Annotated in this window: 25 protein-coding genes; 23 read left to right on the plus strand and 2 right to left on the minus strand. The window is 44.6% G+C overall.

Going from position 1 to position 20545, the window contains the following annotated elements:
• Positions 1-38: 38 nt before the first annotated feature.
• From secF to Q4549_RS17815, 3 genes are read left to right on the plus strand one after another with little or no spacing between them, the layout of a single operon-like run.
• Positions 39-950, plus strand: a complete 912-nt coding sequence (secF, locus tag Q4549_RS17805) for a protein translocase subunit SecF (RefSeq protein WP_303515093.1) — start codon at positions 39-41, stop codon at positions 948-950.
• Positions 951-999: 49 nt separating this feature from the next.
• On the plus strand, positions 1000-1371 hold the full coding sequence (locus Q4549_RS17810; RefSeq protein WP_303553765.1) for a rhodanese-like domain-containing protein: 372 nt from the start codon (positions 1000-1002) through the stop codon (positions 1369-1371).
• A gap of 1 nt (position 1372) precedes the next feature.
• A complete protein-coding gene (locus Q4549_RS17815; RefSeq protein ID WP_303514951.1) occupies positions 1373-1642 on the plus strand; it encodes a hypothetical protein in 270 nt (89 codons plus the stop codon).
• Here the strand turns inward: Q4549_RS17815 and Q4549_RS17820 are convergent.
• Together Q4549_RS17820 and suhB are read right to left on the minus strand one after the other, a co-directional pair.
• On the minus strand, positions 1639-2172 hold the full coding sequence (locus Q4549_RS17820) for a hypothetical protein (RefSeq protein ID WP_303553766.1): 534 nt from the start codon (positions 2170-2172) through the stop codon (positions 1639-1641). The two genes, Q4549_RS17815 and Q4549_RS17820, sit on opposite strands and share 4 nt — an antisense overlap.
• Before the next feature lie 100 nt (positions 2173-2272).
• Positions 2273-3076, minus strand: coding sequence for an inositol-1-monophosphatase (gene suhB, locus Q4549_RS17825; protein WP_137672801.1), 804 nt, complete (start codon positions 3074-3076; stop codon positions 2273-2275).
• A gap of 173 nt (positions 3077-3249) precedes the next feature.
• On the opposite strand from suhB, the gene trmJ reads away from it, so the two are divergent.
• The 20 genes from trmJ (at position 3250) to Q4549_RS17925 (ending at position 20515) form a co-directional block, all read left to right on the plus strand.
• Entirely contained in the window at positions 3250-3981 is a 732-nt protein-coding gene (gene trmJ / locus Q4549_RS17830) for a tRNA (cytosine(32)/uridine(32)-2'-O)-methyltransferase TrmJ (RefSeq protein ID WP_137672802.1), read from the plus strand.
• An 89-nt stretch (positions 3982-4070) separates the two neighbouring features.
• The gene (iscR, locus tag Q4549_RS17835) at positions 4071-4544 is read left to right on the plus strand and encodes a Fe-S cluster assembly transcriptional regulator IscR (protein WP_137672803.1); all 474 of its coding nucleotides are present in this window, start codon (positions 4071-4073) and stop codon (positions 4542-4544) included.
• A gap of 35 nt (positions 4545-4579) precedes the next feature.
• The gene (locus tag Q4549_RS17840; protein ID WP_137672804.1) at positions 4580-5794 is read left to right on the plus strand and encodes an IscS subfamily cysteine desulfurase; all 1215 of its coding nucleotides are present in this window, start codon (positions 4580-4582) and stop codon (positions 5792-5794) included.
• Between the two features lie 31 nt (positions 5795-5825).
• Positions 5826-6209 carry a Fe-S cluster assembly scaffold IscU gene (gene iscU, locus Q4549_RS17845; protein WP_137672805.1) on the plus strand — a complete coding sequence of 128 codons (384 nt, stop codon included), beginning with the start codon at positions 5826-5828 and terminating at the stop codon, positions 6207-6209.
• 17 nt (positions 6210-6226) lie between these two features.
• The gene (iscA, locus tag Q4549_RS17850) at positions 6227-6550 is read left to right on the plus strand and encodes an iron-sulfur cluster assembly protein IscA (RefSeq protein ID WP_137672806.1); all 324 of its coding nucleotides are present in this window, start codon (positions 6227-6229) and stop codon (positions 6548-6550) included.
• Positions 6551-6562: 12 nt separating this feature from the next.
• Complete coding sequence (gene hscB, locus Q4549_RS17855; protein WP_137672807.1) at positions 6563-7081, plus strand: co-chaperone HscB; 519 nt, start codon at positions 6563-6565, stop codon at positions 7079-7081.
• 5 nt (positions 7082-7086) lie between these two features.
• Entirely contained in the window at positions 7087-8940 is a 1854-nt protein-coding gene (gene hscA / locus Q4549_RS17860; protein ID WP_303553767.1) for a Fe-S protein assembly chaperone HscA, read from the plus strand.
• Position 8941: 1 nt separating this feature from the next.
• Entirely contained in the window at positions 8942-9280 is a 339-nt protein-coding gene (gene fdx / locus Q4549_RS17865) for an ISC system 2Fe-2S type ferredoxin (protein WP_303514939.1), read from the plus strand.
• Positions 9281-9292: 12 nt separating this feature from the next.
• Complete coding sequence (gene iscX / locus Q4549_RS17870) at positions 9293-9493, plus strand: Fe-S cluster assembly protein IscX (RefSeq protein ID WP_137672810.1); 201 nt, start codon at positions 9293-9295, stop codon at positions 9491-9493.
• A 43-nt stretch (positions 9494-9536) separates the two neighbouring features.
• Positions 9537-10826, plus strand: a complete 1290-nt coding sequence (gene pepB / locus Q4549_RS17875; protein WP_303553768.1) for an aminopeptidase PepB — start codon at positions 9537-9539, stop codon at positions 10824-10826.
• Between the two features lie 67 nt (positions 10827-10893).
• On the plus strand, positions 10894-11319 hold the full coding sequence (ndk, locus tag Q4549_RS17880) for a nucleoside-diphosphate kinase (protein ID WP_137672812.1): 426 nt from the start codon (positions 10894-10896) through the stop codon (positions 11317-11319).
• Between the two features lie 155 nt (positions 11320-11474).
• Entirely contained in the window at positions 11475-12593 is a 1119-nt protein-coding gene (locus Q4549_RS17885) for a bifunctional tRNA (adenosine(37)-C2)-methyltransferase TrmG/ribosomal RNA large subunit methyltransferase RlmN (RefSeq protein ID WP_303553769.1), read from the plus strand.
• A 22-nt stretch (positions 12594-12615) separates the two neighbouring features.
• On the plus strand, positions 12616-13389 hold the full coding sequence (gene pilW, locus Q4549_RS17890) for a type IV pilus biogenesis/stability protein PilW (protein WP_161985121.1): 774 nt from the start codon (positions 12616-12618) through the stop codon (positions 13387-13389).
• The gene (rodZ, locus tag Q4549_RS17895) at positions 13379-14410 is read left to right on the plus strand and encodes a cytoskeleton protein RodZ (protein WP_303553770.1); all 1032 of its coding nucleotides are present in this window, start codon (positions 13379-13381) and stop codon (positions 14408-14410) included. The genes pilW and rodZ overlap by 11 nt, the downstream gene beginning before the upstream one ends.
• Before the next feature lie 15 nt (positions 14411-14425).
• On the plus strand, positions 14426-15517 hold the full coding sequence (gene ispG / locus Q4549_RS17900) for a flavodoxin-dependent (E)-4-hydroxy-3-methylbut-2-enyl-diphosphate synthase (protein ID WP_303553815.1): 1092 nt from the start codon (positions 14426-14428) through the stop codon (positions 15515-15517).
• 91 nt (positions 15518-15608) lie between these two features.
• The gene (gene hisS / locus Q4549_RS17905) at positions 15609-16886 is read left to right on the plus strand and encodes a histidine--tRNA ligase (protein WP_303553771.1); all 1278 of its coding nucleotides are present in this window, start codon (positions 15609-15611) and stop codon (positions 16884-16886) included.
• A gap of 13 nt (positions 16887-16899) precedes the next feature.
• The gene (locus Q4549_RS17910) at positions 16900-17535 is read left to right on the plus strand and encodes a tetratricopeptide repeat protein (protein ID WP_303553772.1); all 636 of its coding nucleotides are present in this window, start codon (positions 16900-16902) and stop codon (positions 17533-17535) included.
• Entirely contained in the window at positions 17528-18718 is a 1191-nt protein-coding gene (gene bamB / locus Q4549_RS17915) for an outer membrane protein assembly factor BamB (protein WP_303553773.1), read from the plus strand. The genes Q4549_RS17910 and bamB overlap by 8 nt, the downstream gene beginning before the upstream one ends.
• An 84-nt stretch (positions 18719-18802) precedes the next feature.
• Positions 18803-20272: a ribosome biogenesis GTPase Der gene (gene der, locus Q4549_RS17920; RefSeq protein ID WP_137672819.1), complete on the plus strand. Its 1470-nt coding sequence runs from the start codon at positions 18803-18805 to the stop codon at positions 20270-20272.
• A gap of 12 nt (positions 20273-20284) precedes the next feature.
• A complete protein-coding gene (locus Q4549_RS17925; RefSeq protein ID WP_303553774.1) occupies positions 20285-20515 on the plus strand; it encodes a zinc ribbon domain-containing protein in 231 nt (76 codons plus the stop codon).
• Positions 20516-20545: the final 30 nt, after the last annotated feature.

The raw sequence follows: 20545 nt of genomic DNA on the forward strand, positions 1-20545 counted from the left end.
TGTTTTATTTGTTTAAACCTAAAGACACTGTGCGTTTTATGTCGCACCGAAAACCATTTATTTGGTTTACTGTATTGCTAATGATTGCTTCTGTAGCAAGTTTAGCGATTAACAAAATCAACTGGGGCTTAGACTTTACTGGCGGTACCTTGATTGAAGTAGAGTTCTCGCAACCTGCTGATCTTACGGAAGTCCGTGACGTAATGAACAACAATAGCTACCCAGATATTGTCGCTCAGTACTTTGGGTCACAAACCCAAGTATTGCTGCGTATGATGCCGCGCGAAGGTGTTGATAGCGAACACCTTGGCGATAGCATTATGGGTTTGTTGCGCTCTGAAGTAGATGCTGACGTTGAAATGCGCCGTATCGAATACGTGGGGCCTACGGTAGGTAAAGAACTCGCAGAGCAGGGTGGTTTAGCCATTATTGCCGCGTTAGGTTGTATTTTACTTTATGTTGCAATGCGCTTTGAGTGGCGTATGGCACTTGGTGCTGTATTAGCCTTGGCACACGATGTTATCGCAACATTGGGCTTGTTCTCGTTGTTACAGTTAGAGTTTGACCTAACGGTAATCGCCGCCTTGTTGACGGTAGTGGGTTACTCCTTGAACGATACCATTGTTGTATCCGATAGGATTAGGGAGAACTTCCGTAAGTTACGTAAGGGCGACCCGGAAGAGATTATCGATGTATCGTTAACTCAAACCTTTAACCGAACTATTGTGACGTCATTAACTACCATTATGGTATTGATTTCGCTCTTCCTATTAGGTGGCGAACTTATCCATAACTTTGCAACAGCATTGTTGTTTGGTGTGTTTATTGGTACTCACTCTTCTATATATGTTGCTAGTACGCTAGCGCTCTATTTAGGTATTAAGAAAGAAGACTTTATGCCCAAAGAGTTGGAAGAGAAAGAAGGCGCTGACCAAGACCCAATCATGTAAATTTCAAAACCCGCTTCGGCGGGTTTTTTGTTCTTAAGGAGAAGATAACATGGCCCATAATCCCCGCTTTTTAGCCTTAGTAGACGATTGCCGAAAGCGTATTAAGGAATGTGATGTTCACCAAGTGCAGCAATGGCTAGCGCAAGGTCTCGAGTTCAAACTGATTGATAATCGCGAGCAAGACGAATGGCAAAAGAGCCGCATTCCTGGTGCCCAATACATGGGACGGGGGGTGTTGGAACGCGACGTTGAAACATTGATCCCAAATCTGGATAGTATGATTGTGATTTATTGTGGTGGTGGCTTTCGCTCTGCATTAAGCGCAGATAACTTAGTGAAGATGGGGTATACCAATGTTATCTCTATGGATGGTGGCATTCGAGGCTGGAAAGACGCTAACTATCCTTTAGAAGGGGCATAAAATGAACGAGCTTAGTCACTTAACTGTCCACTCTTTCGATATAGCTGAGAACACTCACTATTTCTTAGACAAAGCTCAAGCTGATTTAGCCTATCAACACGCTGAAGATAAAAACGACTATCCAGAGTGGCGCGAACCTACTCCAGTGTTGCAACTGTTGGAGATAAAAGATGCTTTGTTAGGTGAGTTTGCTAAACGCATCGCTTTTCTTGAGCTGCAACTAGAGCGCGCCGAGTTAGGTTCCGATAGTTTTGATTTGGGGGCTAGTTAATCGTCTAAGTCCCAGCCCAATTCTTGGTTAAACTTATCAAGGTGAGGTTTAACCAAATCTATATCGTTTTGTGGAACAGCTTCTAATTGAGTGATCCACTGATCGCTAACCTCAAACATTTGTAGCATTTGTTGCTTCTGCTCAGCACTTAGTTCGGGATTATCTAGCAGCTCTTGCTTCATGGTTTTGTATTGCTCAAGTTGTGCCATATTGTCTTCAGAGCTAGCGGCCATGGCTGCAAATACCACTTGCTCAGTAGTTTGTGCCCAGCTTTCAATATTTAAATCATGTTTAGCTAGTATCGCTGCCACTTCATCACTCTTACTACTGCGGCTTAATTGACTCGCCATTTCATCAGCAAACTGACTCGGGTTATTAATATCTTGGAAAGTATTCTCTTGTTCTATTTGTTCAATGACGGGCACTAGCTGTTTGCTGGCACTAAACCAACTGTTTAACTGTGACTCGGTAAGGTTCGCCGCATGGGCAATACCGCTGACAAAAAACAATAAAGAAAAGAGGAATTTCATACCGTTACCTTAAATTTATACTTTGTATATAAGGTAGAGGCATTGCAGATAAAAATAAAGCGGGTATTGCCCGCTTTATTTTCAGTATTGGTTTTTTCGCTTAACCTTTTAAAGCGTCGGTTAAGTGAGGGCGGAATGTGGCAAGCATGTGCTTGAGTACTTTAGGGTTAGCACAAACAACATTACCCGTTTGGTAGAAATCAGTATTACCCGCGATATCTGCAACAATTGCACCTGCTTCGCGAGCAAGTAATTCACCAGCGGCTACTTCCCATGGCTTGAGGTTTAATTCAAAGAAACCGTCGTGACGGCCAGCAGCAACATAAGCTAAATCTAATGCTGGGCTTCCGCTACGGCGAATGTCGCTACACTCAGCAAAAACAGCACCAAACATAGCTAAGTAGCTTTCGGTGTAATGCTTGCGGCGGTATGGGAAACCCGTGGCGATTAAGGTGCCTTCTAAATCTTTGGTTTTATTTACACGTAAACGGTAACCGTCTAACTGAGCACTTTTTCCGCGAGAAGAAGCAAATAGCTCATTACGTAAAGGATCATACACTACGCCGTGTTCGGTTTTTCCTCGAACGCGTAAGGCAATAGATATAGCAAAGTGGGGAATACCTTTAATGAAATTGGTGGCTCCATCCAGTGGGTTAATAACCCATTGATATTCGTCATCCGTGCCTTTGCTCAAACCATTTTTCTCTGTCACGAAAGAGTGCTCAGGGAAAGCGTTACGTATGGTGTCGACGATGCTTTTTTCAGAAGCCGCAACAACGTTTACTAGATAGTCGTTAGCGCCCTTTGGCGTTGCGTCAACTTTGTCTAATTGCTCATAAGCTTGAGTTACAACTTTACCTGCGTTTCGCGCAGCGCGAACCGCTATGTTTAGCATAGCATGCATGAATTACCACCAATTTGTAGAAAGAACATAAAAAATAACCGCAGGATTATAGTGAATAGTGTTCACAAACACAATTTATTATAGACAACAGATTTAAACTTTTTCCAATCTAGCGACTAACGCTAGGGCTATGTTACAATCCTGCGCATTAAATTTAGGGTGAAGTAATACTAATGTTGGAAAATGTTCGAGTGGTTTTAGTTGGCACCAGCCATAGTGGCAACATTGGTTCGGCAGCACGTGCCATGAAAACCATGGGCATCACTGATTTATGTTTGGTTGCTCCAGAAGCCGAAATAGACGGCAAGTCGGTAGCGTTATCGGCAGGCGCCTCCGATGTACTAGGCGGAACCACTATTGTAAATGAGTTGTCTGAAGCTGTAGCTGATTGTCAATTGGTGATCGGTGCTAGTGCTCGCTCACGTACATTAGATTGGCCAATGCTTGATGGACGTGAAGCTGGCGTAAAACTGGCTAGCGAAGCCCAAGAGGCCAAAGTCGCCATTGTATTTGGTCGAGAGAATAGCGGCTTGAACAATACTGAGTTACAGCAATGCCATTTCCATGTCTGCGTGCCTGCCAATCCAGAGTACAGTTCGCTTAACCTCGCTATGGCGGTTCAGCTATTAAGCTACGAAGTTAGAATGGCCTTTTTGGATCTACAAAACATCCATCCTGAAAGCCCCGTTGAAGACTACCCGCATGCCGATGATCTAGAGCGTTTCTATCAGCATTTTGAGCAGAGCATTGCCGATAGCGGCTTCATCATTAAACCTCATCCGGGTAAAGTAATGGAAAAGGTTCGCCGAATGTTCAACCGTATTCGCATGGAAAAACAAGAGCTTAACGTGATGCGTGGGATACTCACTGCATATGACAAACACATCTCTAAACCAGAAAAATAAACCTGACTAATTTACTAGGTTTTATACTTGACTAAATTAGTCGGATATGGAAAGATTGTGACCAAGTTCACGCGATAAATGGGTTGGATATGCGCTTAACTTCTAAGGGACGCTACGCGGTTACAGCAATGTTAGATGTTGCTCTTCATATGGAAGAAGGGCCGGTTTCTCTAGCTGATATTTCTGAAAGACAAGGTATCTCGTTGTCTTACCTAGAGCAACTTTTTTCAAAATTACGTAAACATGGCTTAGTCACTAGTGTACGTGGCCCTGGTGGCGGTTACCGACTAGGTATGGATGCTGATGATATTGCAGTGGGTATGGTGATTCACGCAGTTGATGAGTCTATTGACGCTACGCGCTGTCATGGCTCAGCAGATTGCCAAGGTGGTAAACCTTGCTTGACCCACTCGTTATGGAATGACTTGAGCGAGCGTATCGCTGACTTCCTCGATAATATTAGCTTAGGCGGCTTGATGCGCGAGCGACAAATTGTAAATGTTGCTCATAACCAAGACCAGCTTCAGCATGTTGATACCAACACGATACAAATTAGTTTATGACGCTCGCTTTCACCGAGTAGTAACGGAGAACTTTAATGAAATTGCCAATTTATCTTGATTACTCAGCAACTACCCCTGTAGATCCACGCGTTGCTGAGAAGATGATGCAGTACCTTAGCGTAGACGGTATCTACGGTAACCCGGCTTCACGTTCACACCGTTTCGGCTGGCAAGCAGAAGAAGCGGTAGATATCGCTCGTAACCAAATTGCCGAATTGGTAAATGCCGACCCGCGCGAAATTGTGTTTACTTCTGGTGCCACAGAATCAAACAACCTTGCAATCAAAGGTGCTGCACACTTTTACAACAAACGCGGTAAACATATTATTACCTGTAAAACTGAGCATAAAGCAGTACTTGATACATGCCGCCAGTTAGAGCGTGAAGGTTATGAAGTCACTTACCTTGACCCAGAAAGTAACGGCGTAATTAGCTTAGAGAAACTAAGCGAAGCCTTACGTGAAGATACGGTGCTAGTGAGCATTATGCACGTTAATAACGAAATTGGCGTGATTCAAGATCTTAACGCAATTGGTGAGCTTTGCCGTTCACGCAAAATTTTATTCCATGTAGATGCGGCGCAAAGTGCCGGTAAAATTGAAATTGATTTACAAGCCTTGCCAGTAGATATGATGTCGTTTTCTGCGCACAAGGTGTACGGCCCTAAAGGCATTGGCGCGTTGTACGTGCAACGTAAACCACGTATTCGCTTAGAAGCACAAATGCATGGTGGTGGCCACGAACGTGGTATGCGTTCAGGTACTTTACCAACTCACCAAATCGTGGGCATGGGAGAAGCGTTTGCCATTGCTAAGCAAGATATGGCGAAAGACAACGAACATATCCACGCGTTACGTGACCGCTTTTGGGCTGGCATCAAAGATATCGAAGAAACTTACGTTAACGGCGACTTTGAGCAACGTGTAGTGGGCAACCTAAATGTCAGTTTTGCTTACGTAGAAGGTGAGTCATTGATCATGGCGCTTAAAGACCTTGCTGTATCGTCAGGGTCTGCGTGTACCTCTGCCAGCTTAGAGCCTTCTTATGTACTACGAGCCTTGGGTTTAGATGACGAGCTAGCGCATAGTTCAATTCGCTTCTCGTTTGGCCGTTTCACTACAGTAGAAGAAATTGATTACGCAATTAAAGTGATTAACGAAGGAATTGGCCGCCTCCGCGAAATGTCTCCATTGTGGGACATGTTTAAAGACGGAGTGGACCTAAGTCAGGTCGAGTGGGCTCACCACTAAGTATTATAATTAACGGATTTGGAGAGATATCATGGCTTATAGCGAAAAAGTAATCGACCACTACGAAAACCCACGTAACGTAGGTGCGTTTGAAGATAAAGAAGACAGTCACATTGGTACTGGTATGGTTGGCGCACCAGCTTGTGGTGACGTAATGAAGTTACAACTTAAAGTAAGCGATAGCGGTATTATTGAAGATGCGCGCTTTAAAACTTACGGATGTGGTTCAGCTATCGCGTCTAGCTCATTGGTTACCGAATGGGTAAAAGGCAAAAGCTTAGATGAAGCGCAGTCGTTAAAAAACACTGATATTGCTGAAGAACTAGCTTTACCACCCGTTAAAATTCACTGCTCAATTTTGGCCGAAGACGCCATTAAAGCAGCGATTGCAGATTACAAAAAGAAAAACGCCTAGAGCTTTAAGGATCCGTTATGGCTGTATCACTAACCGAATCAGCGGCAACCCATGTTGGCCAGTTCTTGAATAACCGCGGCGCAGGCGCTGGGGTTCGCTTAGGTATAAAAACCTCAGGCTGTTCGGGTATGGCTTATATTTTGGAGTTTGTTGACCAACTCGCTGATGACGACCAAGTTTTTGAAAGCCACGGTGTTAATGTCATCGTAGATGAAAAAAGCTTGTTGTACATCGACGGTACTGAGCTGGACTTTGTTAAAGAAGGCCTGAATGAAGGTTTTGTATTTAACAATCCGAATGTATCCGGCGAGTGTGGTTGCGGAGAGAGTTTTAGCGTTTAAATGGAACACGCTATGAATCATTTTGAATTATTCTCTCTACGCCCTTCATATCAGCTAGACCTGCAAGGTTTAGCTGATTGTTATAGAGAGCTACAACAGAAATACCATCCTGATAATTTCGCTGCCGATGCCTCTGAGAATCAAGCTCAAGTTATGCAAAAAGCCGCGCAAATTAATGATGCTTATCAAACCTTGAAAGATCCCCTTTCACGCGCCCAATATTTGTTGAGTCTGCAAGACATAGAGCTTGGTGGAGAGCAACAAACCATCAACGATATTGAGTTTTTGATGGCGCAAATGGAGCTTAGAGAACAGCTAGCAGAAATCGAAAATGCTGCTGATCCCGAGCAAGCTCTTGAGGATTTTTCCAAACTACTTAAGCAGCAACGAAGTGACTTGAGCTCTAGCTTTGAAAAAGCCTACAATGAGCAAAATTTTACTTTTGCTGCGGATCAGGTTCGTAAGCTCAAATTCTATGCACGTTTGCAACAGCAGTTGCTCCAACTCGAAGAGAAGATTTTAGATTACTAATCTATATGGCATTACTACAAATTGCAGAGCCTGGGCAATCGGCTGTTCCTCATCAACATAAACTCGCAGTAGGTATCGATTTAGGTACGACTAATTCTCTGGTTGCTACGGTTCGTAGTGGTAAATCTGTTACTTTAGCTGATCATGACGGCGGCATTCTTTTACCGTCAGTCGTCCGATATCATGCGCAAGGCGTTGATGTTGGTCAGTCAGCTAAAGCCCACGCTGTGACCGATCCTAATAACACGATTACCTCAGTTAAGCGTTTATTAGGTAAAGATATTTCTGATATCGACCTTAGCGGATTACCTTATAATTTTACTGAGGCTAGCTCACCTCAAATCAAAACGGTAAGTGGTGTCGTTAACCCTATTCAAGTATCTGCAGAAATTCTCAAAAGCTTAGCCAAGCGCGCTACCGAGTCTTTACAAGGCGAGCCTGATGGTGTGGTAATTACCGTTCCTGCTTATTTTGATGATGCACAGCGGCAAGGTACTAAAGACGCAGCCCAATTAGCCGGTTTACATGTACTTCGCCTGCTGAATGAACCTACTGCAGCGGCTATTGCTTATGGCTTGGACAGTGGTGATGAAGGCGTTATTGCTATTTATGATTTAGGTGGCGGGACCTTTGATATCTCTATTTTGCGTTTATCGAAAGGGGTGTTTCAAGTACTCGCTACTGGCGGTGATTCTGCACTAGGTGGTGATGATTTTGATGACGCTTTGGTTGAGTGGATTGCTGAGCAAGCAAAGATCACTGGCCAACGTTCAGCCCAGTTACAACGTGAATTGTCGCGCATTGCTAACCAAGTAAAAGTAAACCTATCGGAACACTCACACTCTGATATCGAATTAGATATTGATGGAATTCATTGGCAGGATTCTATTAGTCGTGAATTGTTTGACGAGTTAATAGAAGGTTTAGTTAAACGTACTATTCGCGCTTGTCGCAGAGCATTACGCGATGCCGAGGTTGAGCTCGAAGACGTTAACAATGTAGTAATGGTGGGGGGCTCTACGCGGGTACCTAAAGTACGTAGCGATGTTGCCAACTTTTTTGCTAAACCGCCATTAACGAATATTGACCCAGACCAGGTGGTGGCTATTGGTGCGGCTATTCAAGCAGATACCCTAGTAGGCAATAAAAAAGACGGTGAGCTGTTGCTACTGGATGTAACTCCACTATCTTTGGGCATTGAGACCATGGGCGGTTTGGTGGAAAAAGTGATTCCTCGAAACACCACTATCCCGGTGGCGCGTGCTCAAGAATTTACCACTTTTAAAGATGGTCAAACGGCCATGGCTATTCACGCTGTGCAGGGTGAGCGTGAATTAGTAGATGATTGCCGCTCTCTCGCCAAGTTTGCCCTTAAAGGTATTCCGCCTTTAGCTGCCGGTGCAGCGCATATTAGAGTGACTTTTCAGGTAGATGCCGATGGTTTGTTATCGGTAACTGCTATGGAAAAATCAACGGGTGTACAATCCTCTGTTGAAGTTAAGCCTTCCTATGGCTTAGAAGATGCAGAAGTGGCGCGCATGCTGAAAGATTCAATCACTAACGCAAAGCACGATGTTACGATGCGTATGTTGCGAGAACAACAAGTTGAAGCGGCTCGCTTTATAGAAGATATGAGCGCAGCGTTAGCGGAAAGTGGTGAGCGATTATTGGATGCAGCCGAGCGTCAGCAAATTAAACTGGCGGTAGACGCGTTAGCGCTTGTAGCTTCCGAAGATAGCGTACCTGCGATTGAGCAAGCCATTAAACAACTAGATAGTATCAGCCAAGATTTTGCTGCAAGGCGAATGGATGATTCAATTAAACAGGCTTTAACAGGCCAGCAAGTAGATAGGATTTAAGATGCCTAAAGTGATTTTCTTACCCAATGAAGACTTATGTCCAGAAGGGTCTGTTGTAGAAGCCAAAGAAGGCGAAAGCGTACTTGATATTGCATTGCGCCAAGGCATAGACATTGAACATGCTTGTGAAAAGTCGTGCGCCTGCACTACATGTCATGTAATTGTTCGCGAAGGGTTTGATTCTTTAGAAGAAAGCGACGAACTGGAAGATGATATGCTAGATAAGGCGTGGGGTTTAGAGCCTGAGTCACGTTTAGGTTGTCAGGCTTTAGTTGCTGATGAAGATTTAGTAGTAGAAATTCCAAAATACACGATTAATATGGTGTCTGAACAACATTAAGGAATCTTGCTAATGGGGTTGCGTTGGATAGATGTAGAGCAAATAGCGATAGAACTGGCCGAGCAATTTCCTGAGCAGGATCCGAAACAAGTTCGGTTTACCGATTTACACCAATGGGTTTGTCAGTTGGACGATTTTGAAGACGAACCCCAGCATAGCAACGAGCGCATTTTGGAAGCAATTATTTTAGCCTGGATGGATGAACTAGACTAAATTCCGGTGGCTTGTTGTCAATTAGTCAAATGAGGAAGTATTGATGACCGCCGTAATGGACCTCGTATTATGTGCAAAACCAGCTGCAGCCCACTGGGGCGATAACGCGCTGATAAGTTTTGAAGCCAACCAAGTAAACGTTCATGTTACCTCTCAAGGCGCTTCTCGCCTGCAAGATATTCAAAAAGCTGCCCGTAAACTGGATGCCCAAGGTTTAAAACACCTTTCATTTATTGGCGACAGTTGGGATGTAGAAGCCTGTTGGGCTTTTTACCAAGGATATTACAATGCCAAACAAGATAACCAGCTAGAGATAGTTGTGCTAAGTGATGCTGATCTGGCTAAGTTTAATGCACTAAAAGCAGCTGCAGACTGGACCCGTAAAACTATTAACCTTGGCCCTGCGGCTATCTATCCTCAAACTTTATGTGAATCGGCAGCTAAGTTTTTAACTGAGCTAGCACCAGAGCACGTATCTCATAACATCATTTCTGGCGAAGACCTGTTAACAGAAGGATGGGTTGGCACCTATCAAGTAGGTAAAGGCAGTAGCCAAGCGCCTGCCATGTTACAGCTTGACTATAACCCTTCAGGAAACCCAGATGAGCCTGTAGCTATTGCGCTGGTAGGTAAGGGCATCACGTTTGACTCTGGTGGCTACAGCATTAAACCATCTGATGGCATGTCGATTATGAAAAGCGACATGGGCGGCGCTGCAACCGTGACTGGCGGCTTAGGATTGGCTATTGCAAACGGCTTAAACAAGCGCGTGAAACTGTTTTTATGCTGCGCTGAGAACATGGTATCAGGTGATGCTTACAAACTGGGTGATGTTATCACCTACAAAAACGGCGTAACGGTAGAAGTACTAAACACTGATGCAGAAGGACGTTTAGTGTTAGCCGATGGCTTAATCGCCGCGAGTGAATTAAAACCTGGAAAAATTATTGATGCTGCAACGCTAACTGGCGCGGCAAAAATGGCGCTTGGCCGAGATTATAATGCAGTGTTTGGTTTTGATGATGACTTAGTTCATCAAGCTCTACAAGCTGCTAAAGCTGAAAACGAAAAAGCGTGGGCATTGCCATTGGAGCCATTTCACAAAGGTCAAATTGGCTCTTCATTTGCGGATATAGCAAATATATCCTGTGGTGAAGGCATGGCTGGCGCTTCTACTGCGGCAGCTTTCTTAGCTCACTTTGTTGAAAAATCAGAACAAAACTGGCTGCACTTTGATCTGTCGGGTTCTTACCAAAAATCGGGTAACGCACTGTGGGCAACGGGTGCAAAAGGTCACGGTATTCGTACCATTTCACGGTTGTTAAGCGAGTAGAGCTACTTTATCATTCTTAAAGGTTACCAATTGACTGGTATCACTAATTTTACAATGGAGCTAGTAAATGGCGTTAGAACGTACTTTTTCTATACTTAAACCTGATGTAGTGGCTAAAGATGCGATTGGTGCGATATACGCTCGCATGGAGTCTGCGGGTTTACGCTTGGTAGCAGCTAAAATGTTGCATTTGTCGCAAGAACAAGCCGCGGGGTTTTACGCGGAGCATGACGGCAAACCATTTTATGCACCTTTGATTGAGTTCATGACCTCGGGTCCAATCATGGTTCAAGTACTTGAAGGCGAGAATGCCGTACAACGTTACCGTGATTTACTGGGTGCGACTAATCCAGCAGAAGCGGCAGCAGGTACCTTACGTCACGATTTTGGAACGGCTATGCCGCCAAATGGCACCCATGGCTCTGATTCACCGGAGTCTGCGTCTCGAGAAATAGCCTATTTCTTTGAAGACAATGAAATTTGTCCAAGATAATAAAAGGGGCTTAGGCCCCTTTTTTAATAAGCGGATAAAAGGTGATTGATTAATAGTTAGCTATTTACGCTGAGTGCCGAGATTAACTGGCTTTCTGTTGTCATAATTTGTACAATTCGGCGCTTTTTTTAAATGGTCAGTCGTGGAGTTAAGCGATGAGTGAAAATAAAACAAATTTACTTGATTTGAACCGAGACGGATTACGTAAGTTTTTCGCAGAGATCGGGGAAAAACCTTTCCGCGCCGATCAAGTAATGAAGTGGATCTATCACTTTGGCGTAGACGACTTCGATCAGATGAACAATATCAATAAAGCGCTGCGCGAGAAGCTTAAAAAACAGGCCGAAGTAAAAGCGCCAGAAATTAGCACTGAACAACGCAGTGCCGATGGCACCATTAAGTGGGCTATGTTGGTGGCGGGGCAAGAGATTGAAACGGTTTATATCCCAGAGGGTGACCGAGCAACCCTGTGTGTCTCTTCACAAGTAGGCTGTGCCTTGGAATGTACTTTTTGTTCTACCGGGCAACAAGGCTTTAACCGTAACCTAAAAGTGTCTGACATTATTGGCCAAGTATGGCGCGCAGCGCAGGTAATTGGCCATAAAGGTGTTGAAGGTAAGCGACCTATTACTAACGTGGTTATGATGGGCATGGGTGAACCTCTGCTAAACCTGAGTAACCTGGTACCTGCTCTAGAGCTGATGCTTGATGATAATGGTTACGGCTTAAGTAAACGTCGCGTTACTGTTAGTACCTCTGGTGTGGTACCTGCCTTAGATAAACTAGGTGACCAGATAGACATAGCCTTGGCGATTTCATTACATGCTTCTAACGATAAACTTCGTAGCGAAATTATGCCGATCAATGATAAATACAACATTGAAGCATTTCTAGCCGGCGTTAAGCGTTACATTGATAAGTCTAATGCCAACCGTGGCAAGGTAACGGTTGAATACGTGTTACTAAATGGCGTTAACGATTCAATGGAGCAAGCGCACGAACTTGCCGAAGTGTTGCGCGATACGCCGTGTAAGATTAATTTGATTCCGTTTAATCCATACCCAGGGTCTCCATTCACCAAACCAAGCAACAGCCGAGTGGATCGCTTCAGTAAAGTATTGATGGAGTATGGCTCTACTGTGGTAGTGCGTAAAACTCGCGGGGATGATATTGACGCCGCTTGTGGGCAGTTAGCGGGTGACGTTGTCGACAGAACCAAAAGAACAATGAGAAAACGGATGCAACAGCAAGAAATTTCAGTCACAATTCAATAACTAACCTTATCGTAGGATGGATATGAAACGCTGGTTGTACTTGTTTTTGGCGGTGTTTTTAGTGACCGGTTGTGTCACTGAAACTCGCGTTGATGGCCAAGAAGTAAACAATAAAAATAATCAACTTGATAAAAATGCGGCGGCAAAAACCCGCATTAGCCTTGCACTCCGTTACCTTGAAGCTGGCGATGCCGAGCAAGCTAAACGTAATCTTGAGTTAGCTCAAGAGCTTTCCCCTAATTTGGTCGATGTGTACATTGCCCAAGCTCACTTTTATCAGCGGGTTCGTCAACCCGACCGAGCGCTTGACGCCTATAAGCGCGCAAAATCGATTGAACCAAGAAATGGTGACGTATTAAATAACTACGGCGCTATGTTGTGTCAGCAAAAGAAATACGATGAAGCTGAATCACTATTCAAGCAAGCACTCGCTAATCCAGAATATGTGCAAGTGGCGGGTACTAATGAAAATGCTGGCTTATGTGCGCTTAATGCCGGCGATTTAGACAAAGCGCTAAAATACTTCACCAGTGCACTAGCTTACAATATTCGTCGTCCTGCATCGTTGCTTGGTGCGAGCGAGATTTACCTGCAAAAAAATAAACCCGAGCAAGCCCGCTTATATCTACAACGGTATGATAGTATGGCTCAAACAACTGCTGAGAGTGCCTTTGCTTGGGTTCGCCTAGAAAGCGCTGCTGATAACTTCGCAGAAGAAGCGCGCTGGGGATTAACGCTTCAACAGCAATTTCCTAAATCTGAACAGACTAAACGATATATAGCTAATGACTATTAAAGCCGAAATTGAGCCAGCTGAGCTAAGCGAAGACATTGAAGTTGTTAGCCCTGGCCAAATGCTACAAGAGGCGAGGGTGGCCGCTAAGTTGAGCCAAGGCCAAGTAGCCGAGCGCTTAAAGTTACGTTTGCAGGTAATTGTAGACATTGAAGCCGATAGTTTTGATAGTGGGCTGTCTAACACCTTTGTGAAAGGCTACTTGCGAGCGTATGCTCGTTTGCTGAATGTATCAGAAGATTTAGTATTATCTAGTTATACCCACCTACATGATGCTCAAGAGCAGCGCACTGAAATGCAAAGCTTTTCGGGGCGTATTAAGCAAGAAACTCACGATAGCCGATTAATGAAGTTCACTTATTTAGTGGCTTTTGGCATCGTTGTGTTACTGGTCATGTGGTGGTGGCAAGAAAAGAATCAACAAAGCTTGTTTGATTCGCCAGAGCCGTCTGTGGTTGAAACCAGTGACAGCCCGATAATAGATCCGATTGCCCCCACTCTTGAAAACCAAGATGCACTAGAGCCCCAATCAGAAAATTTCTTAGAACCTCTGCGCAGTGAGACGGTATCTGAAGAGTCGGCGAGCGTTGAGCAAGTCACAGAGCCTGTTGAAGTAGAAACTCAAGCTGAAGCAGCACCAGAGCAAGCTAAGTCTGTGAACACTCCAGTTAACGATACCGATCAGGCTGAATCACAATCTGCTGAACTTAACACTGTTGTTGAGCCAGTCAATCAAATGCAGTCTTCGGCGGCAGAAACACAGCAAACACCGGCCGCTAACTTTACCGCGCTTACCATGAGTTTTGACAATGAATGCTGGGTGGAAGTGCGCGACGCCGATGGCAAACGCCTAGTTGCAGATATTAAAAAGGCAGGCCAAAGCCTGTCAGTGAGTGGTCCAGCACCTTACAGCATTGTGTTAGGCACAAATGCTGGCGTTAGTGTGAAATACGGACAAGAGAACATCGATTTATCGTCATTTAAAGGCGGTAAAGTGGTGCGAATGACAATACCTAACAACTAAGACCTTTCGAGTATGATGAACCAGCCAACTCCAATTCAACGCCGTAAATCAACTCAAATTATGGTGGGTAATGTACCTGTAGGCGGAGGCGCGCCTATTACTGTGCAGTCTATGACTAATACCCGCACCGACGACGTAGCTGCTACGGTTGAGCAAATAAACCGTATTGCTGCAGTGGGCGGTGATATTGTTCGCGTATCGGTACCCACTATGGATGCTGCAGAAGCCTTTAGAAAGATAAAGCAGCAAGTGTCTATTCCGGTGATTGCAGATATTCACTTTGATTATCGTATTGCCCTTAAAGTGGCTGAATACGGCGCTGATTGTTTACGTATAAACCCAGGTAACATTGGTAATGAACAACGGATCCGCTCAGTGGTCGATGCTGCTAAAGACCGTAATATTCCGATTCGGATTGGTGTAAATGGCGGTTCTTTGGAAAAAGATCTTCAAGAAAAATATGGCGAACCTACGCCAGACGCTTTGGTTGAATCTGCCATGCGCCATGTTGATATTCTTGACCGCCTTAATTTTGATCAATTTAAAGTAAGCGTTAAAGCATCAGATGTGTTCTTGGCGGTTGGTGCTTATCAAGGTTTGGCTTCGCGGATTGACCAACCTTTGCATCTCGGCATTACCGAAGCTGGCGGCTTGCGCAGTGGCTCGGTTAAGTCGGCAGTGGGCTTGGGCATGTTATTGTCGCAAGGCATTGGTGATACATTGCGTGTATCGCTGGCAGCTGATCCTGTTGAAGAAATTAAAGTCGGTTTTGATATTCTTAAATCGTTACGAATACGTGCTCGCGGAATTAATTTTATTGCGTGCCCAAGCTGTTCACGCCAAGAGTTTGATGTAATTGCTACGGTTAATGCCCTAGAGCAACGCTTGGAAGACATTGTAGAGCCAATGGATGTGTCTATTATTGGTTGTGTAGTTAATGGGCCAGGCGAAGCGCTTATCTCCGATTTGGGCATTACTGGCGGCAATAAAAAAAGCGGTTACTACCAAGATGGCGTGCGTCAAAAAGAACGTTTTGATAACGACGATTTAGTGGATGCGCTAGAAGCAAAAATACGCTCGCGCATCGCTGTTAAAAACATTAGCTAATCGCGCAACCGCAAATAATTTACCTCTATGGTTAAAGGCCCTATAATCGAGGGCCTTTAATAGTTATTGACCTGTTTTATTCGAGATTAATGTGGCTAAACAAATACAAGCAATACGCGGCATGAATGATTGCCTTCCAAGTGATACACCTGCTTGGCAAAAGGTAGAATCAGTTATCCGTGACGTGGTTGCCGCTTACGGTTACAACGAAATTAGAATGCCAATTGTTGAAAGTACAGATTTGTTTAAGCGCTCTATCGGTGAAGTAACCGATATCGTTGAAAAAGAAATGTACACTTTTGACGACCGCAATGGCGACAGCTTAACCCTGCGCCCAGAAGGTACAGCAAGTTGTGTACGTGCAGGTAATCAAGCAGGTTTACTGTATAACCAAGAGCAACGCCTTTGGTATATGGGACCAATGTTTCGCCATGAGCGACCGCAGAAAGGCCGCTATCGTCAGTTCCATCAAGTAGGTATCGAGTCGTTTGGTATTGCAAGCGCTGATATTGATGCTGAAGTGATTATGTTGTCGGCGCGTTTTTGGAAAGCCTTTGGCTTAGAAAAACACGTTACATTGGAGCTAAACAGCTTAGGCTCTAACGAAGCGCGCGCTAACTACCGTGATGCTTTAATCGCTTACTTAGAATTGCATAAAGACGCGCTGGATGAAGATGCTAAACGTCGTATGTACGATAACCCTCTACGTGTATTAGACAGCAAGAACCCAGAGGTTCAAGCGGCATTAGCTGATGCACCGAGTTTAAATGAGTACCTCGATCAAGAAAGCGTAGAGCACTTTGATAAATTACGTTCTTTGCTTGATAACGCGGGTATCGAGTACACAATAAATCCTCGTTTAGTACGAGGTTTAGATTATTACAACCGCACCGTATTTGAATGGGTAACCAGCAGCCTGGGTTCACAAGGTACGGTGTGTGCTGGCGGCCGATACGATGGCTTAGTTGAACAACTAGGTGGTAAAGCCACTCCTGCTGTTGGTTTTGCCATGGGTATGGAGCGTTTAGTATTACTGTTGGAAACGCTGGAACTATTGGGTGATTTACCGACAGGCGCCGATGTTTATGTGATCAATGCTGGAGAAGGGACACTTGGAGCTGCATTTTCATTAGCTGAACAATTGCGAGATGCGTTACCCTCTGTGCGGGTGATGAGCCACTGTGGCGGTGGTAACTTTAAGAAACAATTTAAGCGTGCTGATAAATCAGGCGCGAAAGTAGCGCTAATCATCGGCGATGATGAGTTGGCCAATCAGCAGGTTACCGTTAAGTACCTGCGTCAAGATATTCAGCAGCAGTGCATCGCTCAATCTGAGTTAGTTGCTTTGCTTAATACCGTATTAGTTTAGTTAAGGAGAGACAGTGGACATTTATTCTACTGAGGAACAGCAAGTTCAAGCCATCAAAGATTGGTGGAAAAAGAATGGAACATCAGTGATCGGCGGTTCTGTATTAGGTTTAGCAGCAGTATTTGGCTGGCGTTATTTTGGTGAGTATCAGGTTAGTCAGCAAGAAGCTGCTTCAGATGCCTACGAGCAAGCTGTTACTCAATTAGCGCTTAATTCAGAAGAACTCACTCCTTTAGTTAATTATGTCGCAGCTAATCAAGGCGACAAGAATTATTCAGTGTTTGCTTCTTTGTTGTTAGCCAAAGAGTTAGTGGCTAAAGAAGATTTTGCACAAGCCCAAACACAACTTCAGTTGGCTTTAGATGGCGCACCTGAAGAGCTGAAAGGTATGGTTTATACACGGTTAGCACGTGTACAGGCTCAACAAGCTGCATTTGACGACGCGCTAGCAAGTTTAGAGTTGGTCAGTGACCCGGCTTTAGTGGCGACCGTTGAAGTTATTAAAGGTGATATTTACCTTCAACAAGGTGAAAGTGCGATGGCTCGTCAAGCATACCAAGCAGCAGTCGCTGCCGGTGCCGCAGAGCAAGATCCTAGCGTAAACCTTAAATTGAACGACCTAACTGAAGTTGAGGCCGCTAATGGTTAAAGCTTGGCGTAGTGTCAGCTTAGCTTGTTTACTTGTTGGTTTGTCAGCTTGTTCTTTGTTCAACTCTGAAGAAGATGTTGTACAAATGGCACCAGTGCCAGAGTTTAGCAACCAGTTTACGGTGGCTAAGCAGTGGGAAACTCGAGTAGGCGATGGTGTAGAGAAATACTTTTCGGCCTTGTCCCCGGTGGTGGCTTACGATTCTGTATTTGCTGCCTCCCGTTTTGGCGAGATCCGTGCTTTTGACTTAAATGGTGAACGTCTATGGCAACAAAACCTTTCCAAAGTTGAAAGTAACAATCGCTTCTCAGGTAACACGCCTAATGCGCGTGTTTCTGGCGGTTTAACTGCAGCTTACAAACGTATTTATCTTGGTACTGAAAATGCTGATGTATTTGCCTTAGATGCTGAAACAGGCGAGATTGTTTGGCAAGCCGCCGTGTCTGGCGAAGTACTAGCAAACCCTGCTGTAGAAGATAGTGTGGTAGTGGTAATGACCAGTAATGGTCATTTAGTGGCTCTTGATGCGCACAGTGGTGAGCAAAAGTGGGACATTAAAATCGACCAACCTTCGTTGTCATTACGAAGTAAAGCGCCAGCGGTTATTTCTAATGGCGCAATCATTTTAGGCCGTAGTGACGGTAAGATTGGTTTGTACTTGTTAGAAAGTGGCCAGTTATTATTTGAAAGCAAGCTTGCTCAGCCTAAAGGCTCTACTGAAATTGACCGCATTGTCGATGTAGATAGTCGTCCAGTGTTAGTCGGCTCGCAGCTATATGCTGTAGCTTACAACGGCAACCTTGTGTCGGTAAATTTACGCAGTGGTGAAGAGCAATGGAGACGTAGTTACTCTGCCTACCAAAACTTAGCAACTGCGGGCTTAAGCTTGTTTGTTACCGATGTGAGCGACAATGTTTATAGCATTGAGCGCAATAATGGTGTTGAACAGTGGACCCAAGGTGCACTGTCTTACCGCATTGTTACCGCACCAGCGATAGACGGTAATCAAATCATCGTTGGCGACAGCGAAGGTTACTTATATTGGATAAACCGAGAAACCGGTGAATTTACTAGCAAAATGTTAGTAGATAAAAGCGGCTTATATGTTGCGCCTGTGGTAACCTCCGACAAAATTATCGTTCAAACACGAAATGGTAAGCTAATTGCGCTAGATCGCAGTTAAGTTGTTATAATTGTGTACAAAAGGCTCATGATTAATTGATCATGAGCCTTTGTCATGTCATGTATTCTAAAAAATGAGGCCCTTATGCTTCCTGTTGTTGCCTTAGTGGGACGCCCAAACGTTGGCAAATCTACATTATTTAATCGCCTTACACGCAGCAGGGATGCGCTAGTAGCCGACTTTCCTGGACTTACTCGCGACCGCAAGTACGGACAAGCTAAAGTAGCCGAGCAAGAATTCATTGTTATTGATACCGGTGGTATCGATGGTGATGAAGAAGGTATCGATGCGATGATGGCGCAGCAATCGTTGCAAGCCATTGAAGAAGCTGATGCCGTGTTATTTTTGGTTGATGCTCGTTCGGGCATGACAGTTGCGGATGAAGCGATTGCGCATCATCTACGCAAACAAGAAAAGAAAATTTTCTTGGTGGCCAATAAAACTGACGGTATTGATGCTGATGCAGCTTGTGGCGAGTTCTACGCTTTAGCCCTTGGTGAGGTTCACCACATTGCAGCGGCTCATGGTCGTGGCGTAAACATGCTACTCGAAGAAGCTTTACGCCCGTTTGTTACCGAGCAGGCAGAGCTACAATCTGACGAATTAGAGCCTAGCTTAGATGAGACTCGCGAGATGAGTGAATCTGAACTGGATGAGCTCGCTCAAAAGTTTGCTGATTTGCCGATTAAGTTAGCGATTGTGGGTCGTCCGAACGTGGGTAAATCAACGCTAACAAACCGGATTTTAGGTGAAGACCGGGTTGTTGTTTACGACATGCCGGGTACCACACGTGACAGTATTTACATACCGATGCAGCGTGAAGATCAAGACTACATTTTGATTGATACGGCGGGAGTACGTAAACGTGGCAAAGTGACAGAAGTTGTTGAGAAGTTCTCAGTAATTAAAACGCTTAAAGCCATTGAAGATGCTAACGTCGTGATGTTGGTGATTGATGCTAAAGACGGTATCTCTGATCAAGACTTAAGCTTGTTAGGTTTTGTGCTTAATGCTGGTCGTGCTTTAGTGCTTGCAGTGAACAAATGGGATGGTTTAGACAACGACCATAAAGAGCGTATTAAAACAGAATTAGATCGCCGTTTAGGCTTTATTGATTTTGCACGTGTTCATTTCATCTCTGCTTTGCACGGTACTGGTGTTGGTCACTTGTACGAAAGCGTTCAAGAGGCATACAGTAGCGCCACTAAGCGCGTTTCTACTTCGATGTTGACACGTATCATGCAAATGGCTCAAGACGACCACCAGCCGCCGTTAGTGCGCGGTCGTAGGGTTAAATTACGTTATGCTCACGCAGGTGGTTACAATCCTCCGCGCATTGTGGTTCATGGTAATCAAGTAAACTCGTTGCCCGATGCATATAAGCGCTACTTGATGAATTATTACCGTAAAGCTTTAGAGATTATGGGTACGCCTATTCGCGTAGAATTTAAAGAAGGCGAAAACCCATTTTCAGAGAAGAAGTCAAAACTTACTCTGGCGCAAGAACGTCGCCGTAAAAAGATGCAAACTGTAAGTCGGTACAAAAAGAAATAATTGGAGTTAGCCATGAGTATTGAAATTGCTTGCCCAGAATGTGACGGCGAATTGCAGCACGAACACGACCATTGGTTGTGTGGCGGTTGTCATCATCAATTTTTACAACGAGTTCACTGTGATAAATGTGATGCCGAGTTGGAAAAGTTAAAAGCCTGTGGCGCAGTGGATTACTTTTGTAATAGCTGTAATGAACTGAAGTCTAAGCGGGCCGTGATACGGCGGTTTGAGCGTTTAGCTTAATAAAAAAGACGGCCATGGCCGTCTTTTTTA

The sequence above is a fragment of the Agarivorans sp. 2_MG-2023 genome (assembly GCF_030548085.1).
Taxonomy (GTDB): domain Bacteria; phylum Pseudomonadota; class Gammaproteobacteria; order Enterobacterales; family Celerinatantimonadaceae; genus Agarivorans.